The organism is Streptomyces malaysiensis subsp. samsunensis (assembly GCF_024519315.1).
GTDB lineage: Bacteria > Actinomycetota > Actinomycetes > Streptomycetales > Streptomycetaceae > Streptomyces > Streptomyces malaysiensis.
On the sequence record NZ_JANIIC010000044.1, the window covers coordinates 37,062 to 52,716 of the forward strand.

Sequence of the window (15,655 nt, forward strand, 5' to 3'; positions counted from 1 at the left end):
GCTGTGCGCGCGCGGGGCGCCCGTGGCCCTCACGATGGCGGTACCCCCACCCACGGGAGAGTCGCCGTGTCCCGACCTCTGCGCATCGGCGCGCTGTCCGCCGCCCTGCTGCTGGCCGCCCTGGCCGCCGGATGCGGTGGCGACGGCGGACGGCCGGACACCTCGGCCCATCAGAAGCTGGACTGGTCCGCCTGCCCCGCCCCCTCCTCGAGCCAGGACGCGGGCGCCACCAAGGCCCCGGGCCGGGAGTGGGAGTGCGCGACGCTCCAGGCGCCGCTGGACTACCGCAAACCGCACGGCCGGACCATCGGCATCGCCATGATCCGCGCCAAGGCCACCGGGCCGGGCAAGCGCATCGGCTCGCTCATCTTCAACTTCGGCGGACCCGGCGGCTCCGGCGTGGCCACCCTCCCGGCCCTCGCCAACAGCTACAAGCAACTGCGCACCCGCTACGACCTGGTCAGCTTCGACCCGCGCGGGGTCGGCCGCAGCAGCGGGGTGCGCTGCCTCGGGGACCGGCAGCTCGACGCCTACTACGCCGCCGACTCCTCCCCGGACGACAAAGCCGAGGTGAAGAGCCTGGTCCGCCGGGTCAAGACCTACGCCGCCGGATGCGAGAAGAACTCCGGCACGATCCTGCCGTACGTCGGCACCACCAACGCGGCCCGTGACATGGACCTCATGCGGCGCGTCCTCGGCGACCAGAAGATGCACTACTTCGGCGTCTCCTACGGCACCGAACTCGGCGGCGTCTACGCCCATCTGTATCCGAAGAACGTGGGCCGCGCCCTCTTCGACGGGGTCGTGGACCCCATGCAGACACCCGAGCAGGGCGCGCTCGGCCAGGCCAAGGGGTTCCAGCGCGCCCTCGACGACTATATGAAGGCATGCAGGGGCAGCGCCGTCTACAGCTGTCCCACCCAGAACCGGATCCGCTCGCTGCTGAAGCGGCTCGACGGCCATCCGGTGCGCGGCTACGGCGGCCGGAAGCTGACCGAGTCCCTGGCCGACGGCGGCATCGCGCAGTCCCTGTACTCCCGGGACTACTGGCAGTACCTCACCCAGGGGATCGCCGCCGCCCAGCAGGGCGACGGCAGAATCCTGCTGGCCCTGGGCGACGCGATGAACGGACGCGGCCCGGACGGCCGCTACAGCACCCTCCAGTCCGCCCTCGCCGCCATCACCTGCGCCGACTTCAAACAGCGCTATACGGTCGCGGACATCGAGCGGAAGCTGCCCACCTTCCGTAAGGTCTCCCCCGTCTTCGGCGACATGATGGCGTGGGGCCTGACCCAGTGCACCGACTGGCCGGTCCGCGGCGCCTGGACCACACCCGACGTCAGCGCCAAGGGCTCGGCCCCGATCCTGATCGTCGGCAACATCGGTGACCCGGCCACCCCGTACGAGGGCGCGGGGCGGATGGCGAAGGAGCTGGGCCCCGGGGTCGGGGTGGAGCTCACCTACAAGGGCGAGGGCCATGGGGCGTACGACAGCGGCAACGCATGCGTCCGAAACACCGTCAACGCCTATCTGCTCCGGGGGAAGGTGCCGCCGAAGGGCAAGGTCTGCACCTAGGTCCGGGCCCGTGCCCGGCCCCGCCGCGCCCCGGCCGGCCGCACGAATCGTGACGGCTTTGAGAAGGATCACAGGCGATTCTGTCCCCGCCTCCTCATAGGATCTCCGGATATGCCGAGTTCCACACGCACCATACGGACCAGGGCGCTGGTCTCCGTGACCGCCATGGTCACCCTCATCACCGTCGCGGGCTGCAACGACGACGGGGGAAACGAACAGGGCAAGGCGTCGTCCGGGCCCACGGCGTCGGCCCCGGCCGCGCCCTCCGGCTCCGGCCTGCCGACCTCGCTCACCGGGCAGAAGCTGGACTGGTCGTCCTGCTCCGCCCCGACCGCGATCCAGGGCACCGGTGAGAAACCCGGAAGCCAGTGGGAGTGCGCCACTCTCGAGGCCCCGCTGGACTACTCGAAGCCCAAGGGCGAGACGATCGATCTGGCCATGATCCGCGCCAAGGCCGACGGGCCGGGCAAGCGCATCGGCTCGCTCATCTTCAACTTCGGCGGACCCGGCGGCTCCGGTGTCTCCTCGCTGCCCGGTTTCGCCGACGCCTATGACACCTTGCGCTCCCGCTATGACCTGGTGAGCTTCGACCCGCGCGGGGTCGGGGAGAGCGCCGGGGTGACCTGCCAGAGCGACAAGGAGATCGACGCCTCGGACTCCATCGACGGCACTCCGGACGACGACGCCGAGGTCAAGGCCGCGATGGCGGACGCCCGGGAGTTCATCAAGGGCTGCGAGAAGCGTTCGGGCAAGGTGCTCGCCCATGTGGACACCGTGAGCGCCGCGCGTGACATGGACCTCATGCGGCAGGTGCTCGGCGACGACAAGCTGTCGTACTTCGGCATCTCCTACGGCACCGAACTCGGCGGCGTCTACGCCCATCTGTATCCGAAGAACGTGGGCCGCGCGGTCCTGGACGCCGTGGTCGACCCCACCGAGGACCCCGAGCGGGGCTCCTACGGCCAGGCGAAGGGGTTCCAGCTGGCGCTCGACAACTATCTGAAGGACTGCGCCAAGAAGGGTTCCGCCTGTCCGACCGGTGACGACCCGGCGGCGGGCACCGACCGGATCGTCGCCCTCCTGAAGAAGCTCGACAAGAAGCCGCTGTCCACCGAGAGCGGCCGGAAACTCACCCAGGACGCGGCGCTGGGCGGTATCGCCGCAGCGCTCTACGACAAGGAGAGCTGGAAGTACCTGACGCTCGGGCTCCAGGAGGCCATGCAGCTCGAGGAGGGCAATATGTTGCTCGCGATGGCCGATTCGATGTCCGGCCGCGACGAGGACGGCCACTACAGCAACATCAACGCCGCCAATGCCGCCATCAACTGCGTGGACGACAGGCAGCGTTACACCGTGACCGATGTGAAGGCCCAGCTGCCGCGGTTCCGCAAAGCGTCACCGGTCTTCGGCGAGTATCTGGCCTGGGGCATGCTCGGCTGCACCGGCTGGCCGGTGGACGGCACCACGGACACCCCGGATGTCAGCGCCGAGGGCTCGGCGCCGATCCTCGTGGTCGGCAACACCGGCGACCCGGCCACGCCGTACGAGGGGGCCCGGAAGATGGTCCAGGAGCTGGGCAAGGGCGTGGGCGTCGAGGTCACCTACAAGGGGCAGGGCCATGGCGCGTACAACAGCGGCAACGCCTGCATGACCAAGGCCGTGAACGCCTATCTGCTGGACGGAAAGGTGCCCGCGAGCGGTACGACCTGCGGGTGAAGCCCTTACGGCCCTTACGGCCCTTACGGCAGGCACAAGGGGGCCGGATCGCCGTCGGCGCGGCGATCCGGCCCCCTTGTGCGCGATGCGTCAGGAGATCAGTAGACCGGCTTGTCGGGCTCGATCTGGTTGACCCAGCCGAGCACGCCACCGCCCACATGGACGGCGTCGGCGAAGCCCGCGGACTTCAGGACGGCCAGGACTTCCGCCGACCGGACACCCGTCTTGCAATGCAAGACGATCTTCTTGTCCTGCGGAAGGTCCTGGAGGGCGCCGCCCATCAGGAACTCGTTCTTCGGGATCAGCCGGGCGCCGGGGATCGAGACGATCTCGTACTCGTTCGGCTCGCGGACATCGATGATGTCGATGTTCTCGCCGTCGTCGATCCACTCCTTGAGCTGCTTGGGAGTGATCGTCGAACCGGCCGCCGCCTCCTGGGCCTCCTCCGACACCACACCGCAGAACGCCTCGTAGTCGATCAGCTCGGTGACGGTCGGGTTCGGACCGCAGACCGCGCAGTTCGGGTCCTTGCGGACCTTGACCTGGCGGTAGGTCATCTCCAGGGCGTCGTAGATCATCAGACGGCCGACCAGCGGGTCCCCGGTGCCGGTGAGCACCTTGATGGCCTCGGTGACCTGGATGGAGCCGATGGAGGCGCACAGCACGCCCAGCACGCCACCCTCGGCGCAGGACGGGACCATGCCGGGCGGCGGGGGCTCCGGGTACAGGCAGCGGTAGCAGGGGCCGTGCTCGGACCAGAAGACCGACGCCTGGCCGTCGAAGCGGTAGATCGAACCCCAGACGTACGGCTTGTTCAGCAGCACGCACGCGTCGTTGACCAGATAGCGGGTGGCGAAGTTGTCGGTGCCGTCGACGATCAGGTCGTACTGGGAGAAGATCTCCATCACGTTGTCCGCCTCGAGGCGGCCCTCGTGCAGCACGACATTGACGTACGGGTTGATGCCGAGCACCGAATCCCGCGCGGACTCCGCCTTGGGACGGCCGATGTCCGCCTGGCTGTGGATGATCTGGCGCTGCAAGTTGGACTCGTCGACCTCGTCGAACTCCACGATGCCGAGAGTGCCCACGCCGGCCGCGGCGAGGTACATCAGGGCCGGGGAGCCGAGGCCGCCCGCGCCCACACAGAGCACCTTGGCGTTCTTCAGCCGCTTCTGCCCGTCCATCCCGACATCGGGGATGATCAGATGGCGCGAGTACCTTCGGACCTCGTCGACGGTGAGCTCGGGAGCCGGCTCGACCAGGGGTGGCAGCGACACAGGGACTCCGTAAGGGGAGGGAGCAGACGGTTCACCCCCGCGTGAGCGGGGAGGTTTTCTTCTCGTAACACTGCCACGCCCCATCTCATTCCATGACACGTGGTCCGAGTCGCGAGACGATTTCGTCCCAGTAGCCGGGCAGGCCCTTCCAGGGGGCATCGGCGCAGGTCCGGCCCTCCGGATGGGCCGTACGGTCGGTGAAGTAGACCGTGCCCGCGCCCTGCCAGCGTGCGATCCTCAGCGCCTCCTCCAGATGGCGGCGGGGGACGCCATGCACCTGGTGGCAGAACCGTTCGGGCGGATACCCCGCCGTCCACTCGGCCACCTGGGACCAACGGTAGTCGGCCCAGGCGCCCCGGAACGTCACCAGCTGATCGGCGAGCTCCATATAGCCCTCATGCGGGTGGATGCCCTGGCCGAGCACCAGATGGGCCCCGTCCAGCAGCGCCCGCAGCGTGGCCACCGTACGGCGGACCTCCGGCAGACCGGGGCGGTCCACCGGGCAGCGCTCCAGACAGAAGCCGTCCACCTGGTACCACTCCAGGAAGTGGCTCGCGTCACTGATCACCTCGCCGAAGGGGCGGGTGCCGCAGCGCAGGTCGAGATGGCCCAGCACCCGTACGCCCGTGGCGCGCAGCTTCGCGGCCGCCGTAAGGCAGTGCGGATCCCTGCGCGAGCCGGGGCCACGCGCGACAGTGAGGACCGCCCAGTGCAGGGGCGCGCCGGGGCGGCTCAGCTCGGCCCACTCGGTGGGCGCGACCAGGGGGTGGGCATAGCCGGGCACCCCGAAGCCCAGCCGGGCGGCGGTGGCCGGGACCTCGTGTGAGCGGTCCGCCGGGATCAGATGCGACATGCCGCCTCCATCCAGATGTCGGCGAGCGACTCCTCCAGCGGAATCCTGGAGCGCCAGCCGAGCCGGTCGCGGGCGGTGCGCACATCGGCCTGCTGCCAGCTGCCGCAGCCGTCCGGATACGGGTAGGTGGTCGCGCTGCCCGCGCCTCCCGGGCCGCCGCCGTGCTCGCCGGCCGCCTGGGGGTGGGCGGGCGCATGGCCGTGGGCGGTGGCGTGGCCGTGGGCCGCGCCATGGGGGTGGGCGGGCGCCGGGACATGCACGCCGGCGGCCGCGACGTGATGCGGTCCCCCGCGCCCCGGCGGGCCGTCGATCTCGTGCAGGGCGCCGCCGAAGCCCGCGACCCTGGCGAGCACGGAGGCCGCCTCGCGCAGTCGTACGGCGCGGCCGCTGCCGATGTTGACCACGCCCTGCGCGGCCGACAGCGAGGCCGCGTGGACCGCCCGTGCCACGTCCCGTACGTCCACGAAGTCGCGCTGCACCCCGAGGCCGCTCAGCTTGAGCTCGCTCTCCCCGGACTGCATCGCGCGCCGCATCGCCTCCGCGAGCCGCCCCAGCGGCGAACCGGCCGGAGTGCCGGGCCCCACGGGCGAGAAGACCCGCAGCACCACCGCGTCCAGCCCGGAGCCCAGCACCAGCTCGGTCGCGGCGAGCTTGCTCACGCCGTACGGGCCGCCGGGGCGCGGCACGGCGTCCTCGGCGGTCGACGAGCCGGGCTGCGAGGGCCCGTACTCGGAGGAGCAGCCGATCTGGACGAGGCGGGCGCCGCAGCCGCTGCGGCGCAGCGACTCGCAGACGGTCGCCACGGCGACGGTGTTGTGCCGGGTGAGCTCGCGCGCCCCGCCACGGGTCGCCCCGGCGCAGTTGATCACGACGCCGGGGTGGACCGCGTTGAGGAAGCGGGTCAGCGCGCCGGGGCTGCCGTTGGAGAGGTCGAACCGTACATCCGCGTCGTCGCCGCGGCCGAGCGCGGTGAGCTGGACGGCGGGGTCGGCGAGCAGGTGTTCGGCGACATAGCGGCCGAGAAATCCGCCGGATCCGAGCAACAGGACTCTCATCGGCCGCGCCTCCCCGTACCGGCGCGCTGATCGGTCATGTCGCAGCTCATGTGGTTGCTCCTCGGACTCATTGAGGGGAATGGAAGGGAAGGGACGGGGGGTGGCGGGTTCGGTGGGCGCCTTACGGGGCGCGGTTCGGAGCGGTGCGAGTGATACGGGTGGCACTGACGGTGCGAGTGGTGCGCGCACCGGGGGCGCCATGGGCGGAGGCCCGGCACAGGACGCCGAACGCGTGGATCAGCAGCGCGAGCGCGGCGGCGCCACAGGCGGCCACCGGGACGGCGGCCGCGCCCTGGGCGGCGGTCAGCCGTGCCACGGGCGCGCCGAGCGGCGCGGCGCCCGGCAGCCGGGCGGCCGCGGCCATCGCCAGGGCCGCGGCCTGGACCGCGCAGGCCACGGCGACACCGCTGAGCGCGGCCCGGCGGAAGCCGTGGACGGCGAGCAGCCGGGCGAGGAGCAGCAGCCCGCAGAGCGCCACGACGGCCGCCTCGGCCGTCGACAGGGGCGCGGCGGCGGGAGGCGATCCGGGCACCGTGAGCCGGGCGGCGGGCACCAGGGCCGCCAGCCCGCACAGGTAGGCCGTCACCACGCCCGCGAACAGCGGGCGCACCCCCGCCGCGAACTCATCGAGGCCACGGCCGGCCGCCAGCCTGCGGCGCGCCCTTACGGCGAACCAGCGGGCGCACCACGCGGCGGGCGCGACGGCCAGGGCGAGGAGGACGGCGGCCTCGGCCGCGGGCGCCGCTTCGTAGGGACGGCGTCCGTCCAGGAGCCCGGTGAGCAGCCAGTCCCCGGCGGCGGCGTAGCCGAGCAGCCAGCACGTGCACAGGGCGTGCGCGATACGGCCGCCGCGTCCGCTCCCATGGACGCGCAGGGGGCCGCGGCGCAGGCACAGCCACAGGGCGATGACCGTCAGGAGGGCGCCGCCCGCGCCCACGGCGAGGCCGATGGCGGCGTCCTTACCGACGTTACCGACGGCATCGACATGGGGCACGGCGAAGGCGGTCGCCACGCACAGGGCGCCCGGCAGCAGCCACAACGCCCCGAGAACCATGCGCACGCCCAGCGCGCGCCCCGGCGCGGGGGCGGCCGGGGGCTCGGGCTCCTCGGCGCGCTCCACCCGGGCGTACAGCTCCTCGGCGAGCGAGAAGACATCGCGGTGCCGGAAGCGCGCGGCGGTGCGGTCCGTCACACCGTGGGCCTCCAGCCCGGCGGCGATCTCCAGTGGATCGACCGCGCGGGCGCACAGGTCGTGGTGCCGGTGCATCAGCGCCCGCACCGGATCGGCGGGCCCCCGCCGGCCCTTCCCGGCGCCGGTGCGCGGTGACGCCTCGTCCGGCCGCCGGGAGACCGGCACCCGGGCCCCGGAAAGGGCGCCGGAAAGAGCGCCGGACAGGGCCCCGGGGCCGCGATCGGAATCGGAGGAGGCCGGGTCGAACGGGCCGTTCCACCGGGGAGGCGTGGTCACTGGTGGACCCTCCTTGCTGCGGGCCTCGTTGAGAGGGTCATGCGGACTCCTCGGACGGCCGCGGGCCCACGCCCAGCGGCTCGGGCGGCGGTGGGGTGGCCCAGGTGGGGGTGTGCTCGGGGGCGGGGCGGGCGGCGGGCGGGCCGGGCAGCCAGTGGCCGAAGCCGTCGCCATCGCGGCCCGCGGTCCAGCGCCCCGGCACATGGGCCTCGGCGGGGCGGGCGAACGGCAGCGGCCCGCCGCCCGCACCGACCTCCTCGCGCCGCACCGGGCAGTGCGACATCAGCTCGAGATAGATACCGCGGAAGGCCGCGACGTTCTGCTCGACGGTGAACAGCTCCAGCGCACGGGCGCGCGCGGCGGCGCCCAGGCGCGCACAGCGCTCGGCGTCGCTCAGCAACGCCAAGCACGCATCCGCGAGCGCCCGGGGGTTGCGCGGGGGCACCACGAGTCCGGTGCCGCCGATGACCTCGCACACCGCGCCCACGTCCGTGGACACCGTGGCCCGTCCGCAGAACATCGCCTCGACCAGCCCGACCGGAAAGCCCTCGACCACGCTGGACAGCACCACGACACCGCCCGCCCCATAGGCGTCGGCCAGGGTCGGCACCTCGGGGTCGCCGAGCCGCTCGAAGGAGACCGGGTTGTCACCGGTGGAGTGGGCGTCCGCGGCCTCGTCGGGGAAGAGATGGTCGGCCAGCGCCCGGCAGTGGGCCGGATAGCCGTCGGCCTCCGGGTCGTCACCGCGCCGGGTCTCGATGATCCTCAGCCGTGCGTCCGGCTGCCACCTGCGCACCTCGGCAAAGGCGTGCAGCAGGGCGATGACGTCCTTGGGGGGCTCGATCCGGCCCACCCACACCAGCGTCCGGTCGTCGCCGGGCTGGGCCGCGCCCCGCTCGCCGACCTCGGCGAAGCGGGCGGCGTCCATGCCCGGGTAGACGGTGCGCAGCCGCTCCCGCTCGGCGCCGCACCGCTCCTGCCAGCGGCGCGTATGGGTGTTGCCGGGGGTGATCAGATCCGCGCGGGCGTACGCCTCGGCGGCCAGCAGGCCGTGGAACGCGGCCAGCAGGGTCCGTACCGGCCCGGGGAGCGGCCGCCCGCCCGCCGCACCGGCCGCGCCCGCCAGATAGCACTCGCGCAGCCGTACGCCGTACTCGGTGAGCAGCAGCGGGGTGCCGAAGCGGCGCTTGGCCAGCAGTCCGGGGAGCACGGCCGCGCCACCGGTGGCGGCGTGGCACAGATCCACCCCGGACAGCCCCGGGTCGCCGCCGGCCCCGTCGCCGTACCAGTCGAGCGACAGCGGGCGCAGGGCGCGCTCCAGCGCCTCGGTGACGGTCAGCAGATCGGCGGCCCGCGCCCGCTGGGCGCCGTGCGGCGCGCCCAGGGTGCGGCACGCCCGCTCCAGCGTCCTTACGGCGTCCTCGGAGCGGAGCGCGGCGGACAGCCCGCCGTACTCCCCCGCCAGATCGGCGAGGCCGTGGAGAGCATTGGCGAAACGGTCCGCCTGGACCGTGGTGCGTCCGGGCGCACAGGAGCCATGGGGCGCGCCGGAACCGTAAGGCGCGCTGATCGCCGCGGCCAGCTCCCCGAAGTGCTCGGCGAACCGCCGCCGCTGCCGCCGGCCGCCCCGCCCGCCCGGCCGGCGCTCCGGCTCCCCCCACAGCGGCGCGGTGCGCACCCAGCCGACGTTGCGCGGCAGATCGCCCCAGCCCCCGGCCTCCTGGCCGGGGTCGCGGCCGAGCGCGTACACCTCGAACTCATGCTGGGCGAGCCCGCGCACCAGCCGGTCGCACCACACCCGAGCATCACCCGTCGCATACGGATACCCACCCTCCGTGAGCAGTCCCACGCGCATGAGCGCACCCCCGATCTCCCAAGCGGGCCGTTGCTCCTGCCGCCGTCACCGGCGGCGGCCGCCGCCGTCAGGCAGCGGGAGCACGTTATGCGCGCAGGGCCATGGTGCGACGGACGGTTGTCCGTGGCACCACCGGAAGGGGTGAACGCACGTGACCTATCGGGAATTCAGGCGTTGCGAGGCGCTATACGGGCCGGAGCGCGGCCGTCAGCCCTTGGGGAACGGCCAGGCGTTGGGGCGGCAGGTGGCGCCGTCCGTCGACAGGAACTTGGTCTGCTGCATCATCACCGGTGCGAGCGCGCCCTGTTGGGAGCAGATCTCGTGGTTGTGGCCGAGACGGTGGCCGACCTCGTGGTTGATGAGCATCTGACGGTACGAGTGCATCTTGTCGTCGCCGAAGGTCTTGGCGCCCTGTGCCCACCGATAGGCGTTGATCATGACGCGCTCGGTCGACGCCGAGTCGCAGGAGACGTTGTCCTCGGTGGTGTCGAGGCCGGACTTGGCGCACCACGTCGCCGTGGTCCCGGGGCTCGCGAGCGTGATGACGAAGTCCGCATGCCCGGACGAGACCCGCTCGAAGGTGCGAACGCCGCCGTGGCCCCAACTGCGGTCGTCGTTGAGCGTCTTGTGCACGGCCTCGGCGAACAGCTCGCCGTCGAGCGGCAGGTCCTTCTCCACATCGACGCGGTAGCGCAGCAGCTGGCCCCGGCCGGGGGCCTTGTCGTGCCCGCCGACGGTCCGGAAGGCGCCGGATCCGCGCAGCTTGGCGTCGAGCGGATACAGGGCCGCCATCTTCGCGTCGTAGGTGACGGGCGCCGGGGAGCCCGCCGGGCGGGCCGGCGCGCGGCCGTCGTCGGCGCGGGACGCGGTATCGCCACCGCTCTCCGAGCCGCCCCGGGACTGCGTCTTACCGCCGCTCTGCGGTCCGCTCGCGACCTGTCCGGCCACCACGACGGCCAGCACGGTGGTCACGGCCGCGGCGGCGACACCGGTGAACGTGCGCCCCTTACCGCCCTTGGCCGCACCGCGCGCTCCCTTGCCCGAGGGCTCACTCCCGTCGTCGTCCGGCCCACTGCCTCCGTCGCCGCCCGAGCCGCCGCCGATCCCGCCGGAGGGGCCGGCCGCCGTCCGCGTACGGCGCTGCGGGGGGACTCCGCCCGGCGCCCCCGCGGCGAACACGTCGTCGCCGTCGCAGTCCAGGGCGTCGAAGGTGTCGAACGCCTCGATGTACTCCTTGCGCGGACCGGGCATCAGACCGGCCGCGCCGCCCGTGCCGCCCGTGGTCGGGCGCTGCGGCGGGTTCATGGTGCGCATGCCGTAAGGGGGCCGCGGCGGACCGCCCGGCCCCACGGGGCCTCTGGGACCGCCGGGACCGGCGCCGCGGCCGCCGACCGCGCCCCAGCCGCCGCCCGCCTCGCGCTGCTCGGGGTGGTCGCCTCTGGTGCGCGCCACGGGCCCGCCCGCTCCGTACGGCAGTCTGGGCACGCCCTGCGGCGGCGTCACTCCGGGGTCGGGGGCTCCCTGCCCCGGTACGCCGCGCCGACGGCGCCCCGTACCCGGTCCGTCCTCGTCGGCCATGGGGGGCGCGCCGGGTGCGATGTGCTCGACGAACTCGGGGCCCGGGCCGTGTCCTTGACCGGAGCCCGCCGCGACGGACCGGCGATCCCGGCCCTCCTGGCTGCCACGTGCGCTGTGTTTACCCACGCGCCGCACCGCTCCCGTCCACGCCGGACACCGGTGCGGCCCCCCACGCCTCCCGGCTCTCCCGGTCATCTCGTTCGTCAACGTCATCGAGCAGCTCGCGCATCCCGCGCGCCACTGTTTCCGGATACTCCATCATCGCGACGTGCCCGGCGTCCAACAGTGTCAACAGGCGCGAGTCGCGGAAGGTTGCGTTCGCCCGCCGCGCCATCCTGAACGACACCAGCTGGTCCCGGCCGCCGTAGACGAGCAGGGTCGGGGCGAGCACCCGCTCGGCCTGACGCCACAGGGAGTGCTGACCGCCCAGGGTGTAGGAGTCGACGACACCGCGTGCCGAGCGGCTGAGCGCGTCCCAGAAGTACGGGAGGGCGAGCCGGCGCTCGAACTCCTCGACCGCGTAGGCGAAGTCCTCCTGGCTGACCAGGGACGGATTGCCGAAGGTGAGCAGCATCACCTCGCGGGTGCGCCGCTCCGCGTCCCAGTCCCTGGTCATGCGGGTGAACAGCCGGGTCACCCCGGGCACCGCGAGCAGACCGGTCGGCACCGCGCTGCGCTGCGGGCGCAGCTCGGGCAGCGCGGGCGAGACGAGCGTGAGGGTGCGCACCAGATCGGGCCGCACCGCCGCGACGCGCGTGCTGATCGAGCCGCCCATCGAATTGCCGACCAGATGGACGGGCCCGCGGTCCCGCGCGTCGAGGTAGCGGATCACGGCGCGGGCATGGCCGGTGATGGAGTAGTCGCCGTCGTCCGGCGGCGGGGAGTCGCCGAAGCCGGGGAGGTCGAGCGCCTCGCCCTCCACCCGGTCGGCGAGCAGCTCCATCAGCGCCGACCAGTTCTGCGAGGAGCCGCCGAGACCGTGGACGAAGAGCGCGGGCGGCAGTCCGGAGGCGGACGGCGGACGGCAGCGCACGGTCATCGTGAGCCCCGGAAGGGAGGCGGTCCGCAGCTTCTCGCCCGCTCCGACCCGCACGGGCCTCGCGGGCGGGACCGCCGCGACGATGCGGGCTTCCGGCGGCTCGGTCGAAGACATGCGGCAATGTTACGAGACGATCACGCGCACGACCGTGTGTTCGCGCTCACAGACCACGTAGCGTCCGAAAGTGACCTCTCCTAGGCTCGTAAGTCACAGGGGCGATCACCTTGCCACTGGGCAGCCGCCACGGGGTAGCCGTCAGGGGGAAGCCACCACTGGCGAGCCGCCGGTGCGAAGCGCCACAGGGAACAAGGAAGGGGAGTACATGTCCATCGACCCATCCGACCCCGACACCTTCGAGGACTCCGTCGAGAACAGCGACGAGACGACCGTGTACGACGTCGAGGCGCCCGAGGCGGACGCCGTCGAGCAGCATCTCGAGGTGCGCCACCGCCGCGACGAACGGCCCAGGGCGGACGAGCTCGCGGAAGCCAACGAGGCCGACCGGGCGGAACAGGCCCGGGTCGTCGAGGAGAACGAGGAGGACTACCGGTGACCAGCGTCATTTGTGGCCTTTTCATAGTGTCCGGTCCGTGAAATTCTCCGCACGAACAGCGCGCCGCACTGTTACCCAAAAGTACGATGGCGGACGCGATGGACATCGTGCACAGGGATTCATTCATTGGGAGGCGGCGTGACAGCCATCGAGCAGACCGAGGCGCGCCCACGGGGTACGCGCCTGCCGCGCCGAGCCCGACGTAATCAGCTCCTGGGAGCCGCACAGGAGGTCTTCGTCGCACAGGGCTACCACGCGGCCGCGATGGATGACATCGCCGAGCGCGCCGGGGTCAGCAAGCCGGTGCTCTACCAGCACTTCCCGGGCAAGCTGGAGCTGTATCTGGCCCTGCTCGACCAGCACTGCGAGGCTCTGCTCCAGGCGGTGCGCACCGCGCTCGCGTCGACCACCGAGAACAAGCAGCGCGTCGCGGCGACCATGGAGGCGTACTTCGCCTACGTCGAGGAGGAGGGCGGCGCCTTCCGGCTCGTCTTCGAGTCCGATCTGACCAACGAGCCCGCGGTGCGCGAGCGCGTGGACCGCGTCTCGCTCCAGTGCGCCGAGGCGATCAGCGAGGTCATCGCCGAGGACACCGGGCTGTCCACCGATGAATCGATGCTGCTGGCCGTGGGCCTCGGCGGGGTCTCCCAGGTGGTCGCGCGCTACTGGCTCTCCAGCGGGAGCGGCGTCCCGCGGGACACCGCCGTGCAGTTGCTCACCTCGCTGGCCTGGCGCGGTATCGCGGGCTTCCCGCTGCACGGAGCCGAGGGCGGCCACTGAGCGCACATCCCGGCGGCGCGGAGCGGCGAGCTGCCGTGTTCGCTGCGGGCGTGCGCCCGCGGCCCCGGGGGATGTCCGGGCGCGACTAATGTGTGCTGGGTACAGCGCGGATGGCCGCGCTACCCCAATTGACCGTCGGAGGGACAAGGCCGTGGAGGTCAAGATCGGCGTGCAGCACGCGCCCCGCGAGATCACCTTGGAGAGCGGGCAGTCTGCCGAGGAGGTCGAGCGCCTGGTGGCCGAGGCGCTCGGCGGCAAGGCTCAGGTGCTGGCACTGGAGGACGACCACGGCCGCAAGGTCCTGGTCCCGGCCGACCGGCTCGCCTACATCGAGATCGGCGAGCCGACCGCCCGCAAGGTCGGTTTCGGCGCGGCCTGAGGGTTTGCGGCCTGAGGGTTTACCGACGGCGGCGGGGTTCGGTGGAGCAGTCCACCGAACCCCGCCGCCGTTTGCGCGCGCTCACACGCCCCCCGCTCGCCGGGCGCCACAGACCGCCCCCGCCGAAAGGGTTGCCTCCGGTTGGGCACGGGTAGGACGGGCTCGACCGGCACGTGATCACCTATCGGTCCCGGTCCGCTCACGGGAAGGACGCGCCAATGCTGTTCTGGGAAGCGCTCGCCTCGGTACTGATCGGTCTCGTCATCGCGTACGGGGCGCTCCACCGGCTCCCCCGAAGGCTGCCCGCGCGGCCGCTCGTCCTGTCCACCGGCCCCGCCGCCGCGCTGCTGGGCGCTCTGCTGACCCATACGGTGCTGGGCTCGGGCCATACGGCGGCGGTGCTGTTCGTGGCGCTGGTCTTCTCGGCTGCGCTGCTGTCGCTGCTCATCCGTCCCGCCAGGACGCGCCGCGGGCGTTCGGTCCCGGCGTAAGACCTGTCCAGCCGGGCTCCGGAGCACCACCGGCCGCCGAAGCCCCCCGTTCCGTTCCCTCGCCGTCCGGTACCGGCGGCCGTCCGGGACTGGCCGTGCGGGCCTAGGCGGCGAGCCCCAGGGCGGCCATCCGTTTGGTGTGGGCCTCGGTGATCCGGGAGAACATCCGGCCCACCTCCGCCAGGTCGAACCCGTCGGCCACCCCGCCGACCAGCATCGTGGAGAGCGCGTCGCGGTCCGCGACCACCCGCTGGGCCTGCGACAGCGCCTCGCCCATCAGCCGCCGCGCCCACAGCGCCAGCCGCCCGCCGACCCGCGGATCGGCCTCGATCGCGGCACGCACCTTCTCGATCGCGAACGAGGCGTGTCCGGTGTCGTCGAGCACCTGGAGCACCAGATCGCGGGTGTCGGAATCCAGCCGGGCCGCGACCTCGCGGTAGAAGTCGCTGGCGATCGAGTCGCCCACGTACGCCTTGACCAGGCCCTCAAGCCAGTCGGACGGCGCGGTCTGGCGGTGGAACCCGTCCAGCGCCGCCGCGAACGGCTCCATGGCCGCCGTCGGCTGCTCGCCGATCGCCGAGAGCCTGCCCCGGAGCCGCTCGAAGTGCTGGAACTCGGCGGACGCCATCTTCGCCAGCTCCGCCTTGTCCTCGAGCGTGGGCGCCAGCTTGGCGTCCTCCGCCAGCCGCTCGAAGGCGGCCAGCTCGCCGTAGGCGAGGGCGCCGAGCAGATCCACCACGGCGGCCCGGTACTGCGGATCGGCGGCCGCCGTGTCCCAGTCCTGGGCGGCGATCCCGGTGGGCTCCGGGGCCTTCTCCCCGCCGCCCTTCCCCGAAGCTGCGTGGTCCCCGGCGCGGTCCCCGGTGGTCGCGGCGGGCGTCTCAGCGGGCGTCTCAGGCGTGTCAGGCGTCTCCATGGAGCGCACAATAGCCCGCTCCGCGCCCCGGGGAAGGGCCTGGTCAGCCATGCCCCCGGATGCCCCGCATCGGACAGCCCGGTCACAGATGCGTACTTCCGGGGTACAGTGATAAATGCG

14 protein-coding genes are annotated in these 15,655 nt (G+C 72.7%); 6 read left to right on the forward strand and 8 right to left on the reverse strand.

All coding sequences use genetic code 11. From position 1 onward, the window contains the following. Nucleotides 1-66 precede the first annotated feature (66 nt). Together NQU54_RS31310 and NQU54_RS31315 are read left to right on the forward strand one after the other, a co-directional pair. A complete protein-coding gene (locus tag NQU54_RS31310; protein WP_257633966.1) occupies nt 67-1,575 on the forward strand; it encodes an alpha/beta hydrolase in 1,509 nt (502 codons plus the stop codon). Between the two features lie 111 nt (nt 1,576-1,686). Continuing rightward, a complete protein-coding gene (locus tag NQU54_RS31315) occupies nt 1,687-3,291 on the forward strand; it encodes an alpha/beta hydrolase (RefSeq protein WP_257633967.1) in 1,605 nt (534 codons plus the stop codon). 98 nt (nt 3,292-3,389) lie between these two features. On the opposite strand, the gene moeZ is transcribed toward NQU54_RS31315, so the two are convergent. The 7 genes from moeZ to NQU54_RS31350 form a co-directional block, all read right to left on the reverse strand. Then, a complete protein-coding gene (moeZ, locus tag NQU54_RS31320) occupies nt 3,390-4,568 on the reverse strand; it encodes an adenylyltransferase/sulfurtransferase MoeZ (protein ID WP_069864271.1) in 1,179 nt (392 codons plus the stop codon). Between the two features lie 85 nt (nt 4,569-4,653). Continuing rightward, nucleotides 4,654-5,421, reverse strand: coding sequence for a spherulation-specific family 4 protein (locus NQU54_RS31325; RefSeq protein ID WP_257633968.1), 768 nt, complete (start codon nt 5,419-5,421; stop codon nt 4,654-4,656). Then, nucleotides 5,409-6,476, reverse strand: a complete 1,068-nt coding sequence (locus NQU54_RS31330; RefSeq protein WP_174884985.1) for an SDR family oxidoreductase — start codon at nt 6,474-6,476, stop codon at nt 5,409-5,411. Before NQU54_RS31330 ends, NQU54_RS31325 begins: the two co-directional genes overlap by 13 nt. Nucleotides 6,477-6,597: 121 nt before the next feature. Next, complete coding sequence (locus NQU54_RS31335) at nt 6,598-7,944, reverse strand: hypothetical protein (protein ID WP_257633969.1); 1,347 nt, start codon at nt 7,942-7,944, stop codon at nt 6,598-6,600. A 37-nt stretch (nt 7,945-7,981) separates the two neighbouring features. Next, entirely contained in the window at nt 7,982-9,799 is a 1,818-nt protein-coding gene (locus tag NQU54_RS31340; protein ID WP_257633970.1) for a DUF3492 domain-containing protein, read from the reverse strand. A gap of 207 nt (nt 9,800-10,006) precedes the next feature. Continuing rightward, a complete protein-coding gene (locus tag NQU54_RS31345; RefSeq protein WP_257634009.1) occupies nt 10,007-11,572 on the reverse strand; it encodes a DUF3152 domain-containing protein in 1,566 nt (521 codons plus the stop codon). Then, nucleotides 11,496-12,530 (reverse strand): alpha/beta fold hydrolase, encoded by a 1,035-nt coding sequence (locus NQU54_RS31350; protein WP_257633971.1) that lies wholly within the window; start codon nt 12,528-12,530, stop codon nt 11,496-11,498. Before NQU54_RS31350 ends, NQU54_RS31345 begins: the two co-directional genes overlap by 77 nt. A 208-nt stretch (nt 12,531-12,738) precedes the next feature. Here NQU54_RS31350 and NQU54_RS31355 point away from each other — a divergent pair, with 208 nt between their 5' ends. The 4 genes from NQU54_RS31355 to NQU54_RS31370 all read left to right on the forward strand — a co-directional run bounded on the left by NQU54_RS31355 (nt 12,739) and on the right by NQU54_RS31370 (nt 14,619). After that, entirely contained in the window at nt 12,739-12,969 is a 231-nt protein-coding gene (locus NQU54_RS31355) for an Rv3202a family protein (protein ID WP_257633972.1), read from the forward strand. Nucleotides 12,970-13,107: 138 nt separating this feature from the next. Then, the gene (locus tag NQU54_RS31360; RefSeq protein ID WP_257633973.1) at nt 13,108-13,749 is read left to right on the forward strand and encodes a TetR/AcrR family transcriptional regulator; all 642 of its coding nucleotides are present in this window, start codon (nt 13,108-13,110) and stop codon (nt 13,747-13,749) included. 151 nt (nt 13,750-13,900) lie between these two features. Next, nucleotides 13,901-14,128 (forward strand): DUF3107 domain-containing protein, encoded by a 228-nt coding sequence (locus NQU54_RS31365; protein ID WP_257633974.1) that lies wholly within the window; start codon nt 13,901-13,903, stop codon nt 14,126-14,128. A 218-nt stretch (nt 14,129-14,346) separates the two neighbouring features. Then, entirely contained in the window at nt 14,347-14,619 is a 273-nt protein-coding gene (locus NQU54_RS31370; protein WP_257633975.1) for a hypothetical protein, read from the forward strand. 103 nt (nt 14,620-14,722) lie between these two features. Here NQU54_RS31370 and NQU54_RS31375 read toward each other — a convergent pair whose 3' ends face one another. Further along, a complete protein-coding gene (locus NQU54_RS31375) occupies nt 14,723-15,544 on the reverse strand; it encodes a ferritin-like fold-containing protein (RefSeq protein WP_372506098.1) in 822 nt (273 codons plus the stop codon). Between the last annotated feature and the right edge of the window lie 111 nt (nt 15,545-15,655).

Coding starts and splice junctions, on each gene's coding strand:
- NQU54_RS31315 (WP_257633967.1), top strand. CDS start 1,687: ATGCCGAGTTCCACACGCACCATACGGACCAGGGCGCTGGTCTCCGTG.
- NQU54_RS31325 (WP_257633968.1), bottom strand. CDS start 5,421: ATGTCGCATCTGATCCCGGCGGACCGCTCACACGAGGTCCCGGCCACC.
- NQU54_RS31330 (WP_174884985.1), bottom strand. CDS start 6,476: ATGAGAGTCCTGTTGCTCGGATCCGGCGGATTTCTCGGCCGCTATGTC.
- NQU54_RS31340 (WP_257633970.1), bottom strand. CDS start 9,799: ATGCGCGTGGGACTGCTCACGGAGGGTGGGTATCCGTATGCGACGGGT.
- NQU54_RS31345 (WP_257634009.1), bottom strand. CDS start 11,572: ATGACCGGGAGAGCCGGGAGGCGTGGGGGGCCGCACCGGTGTCCGGCG.
- NQU54_RS31350 (WP_257633971.1), bottom strand. CDS start 12,530: ATGTCTTCGACCGAGCCGCCGGAAGCCCGCATCGTCGCGGCGGTCCCG.
- NQU54_RS31355 (WP_257633972.1), top strand. CDS start 12,739: ATGTCCATCGACCCATCCGACCCCGACACCTTCGAGGACTCCGTCGAG.
- NQU54_RS31370 (WP_257633975.1), top strand. CDS start 14,347: ATGCTGTTCTGGGAAGCGCTCGCCTCGGTACTGATCGGTCTCGTCATC.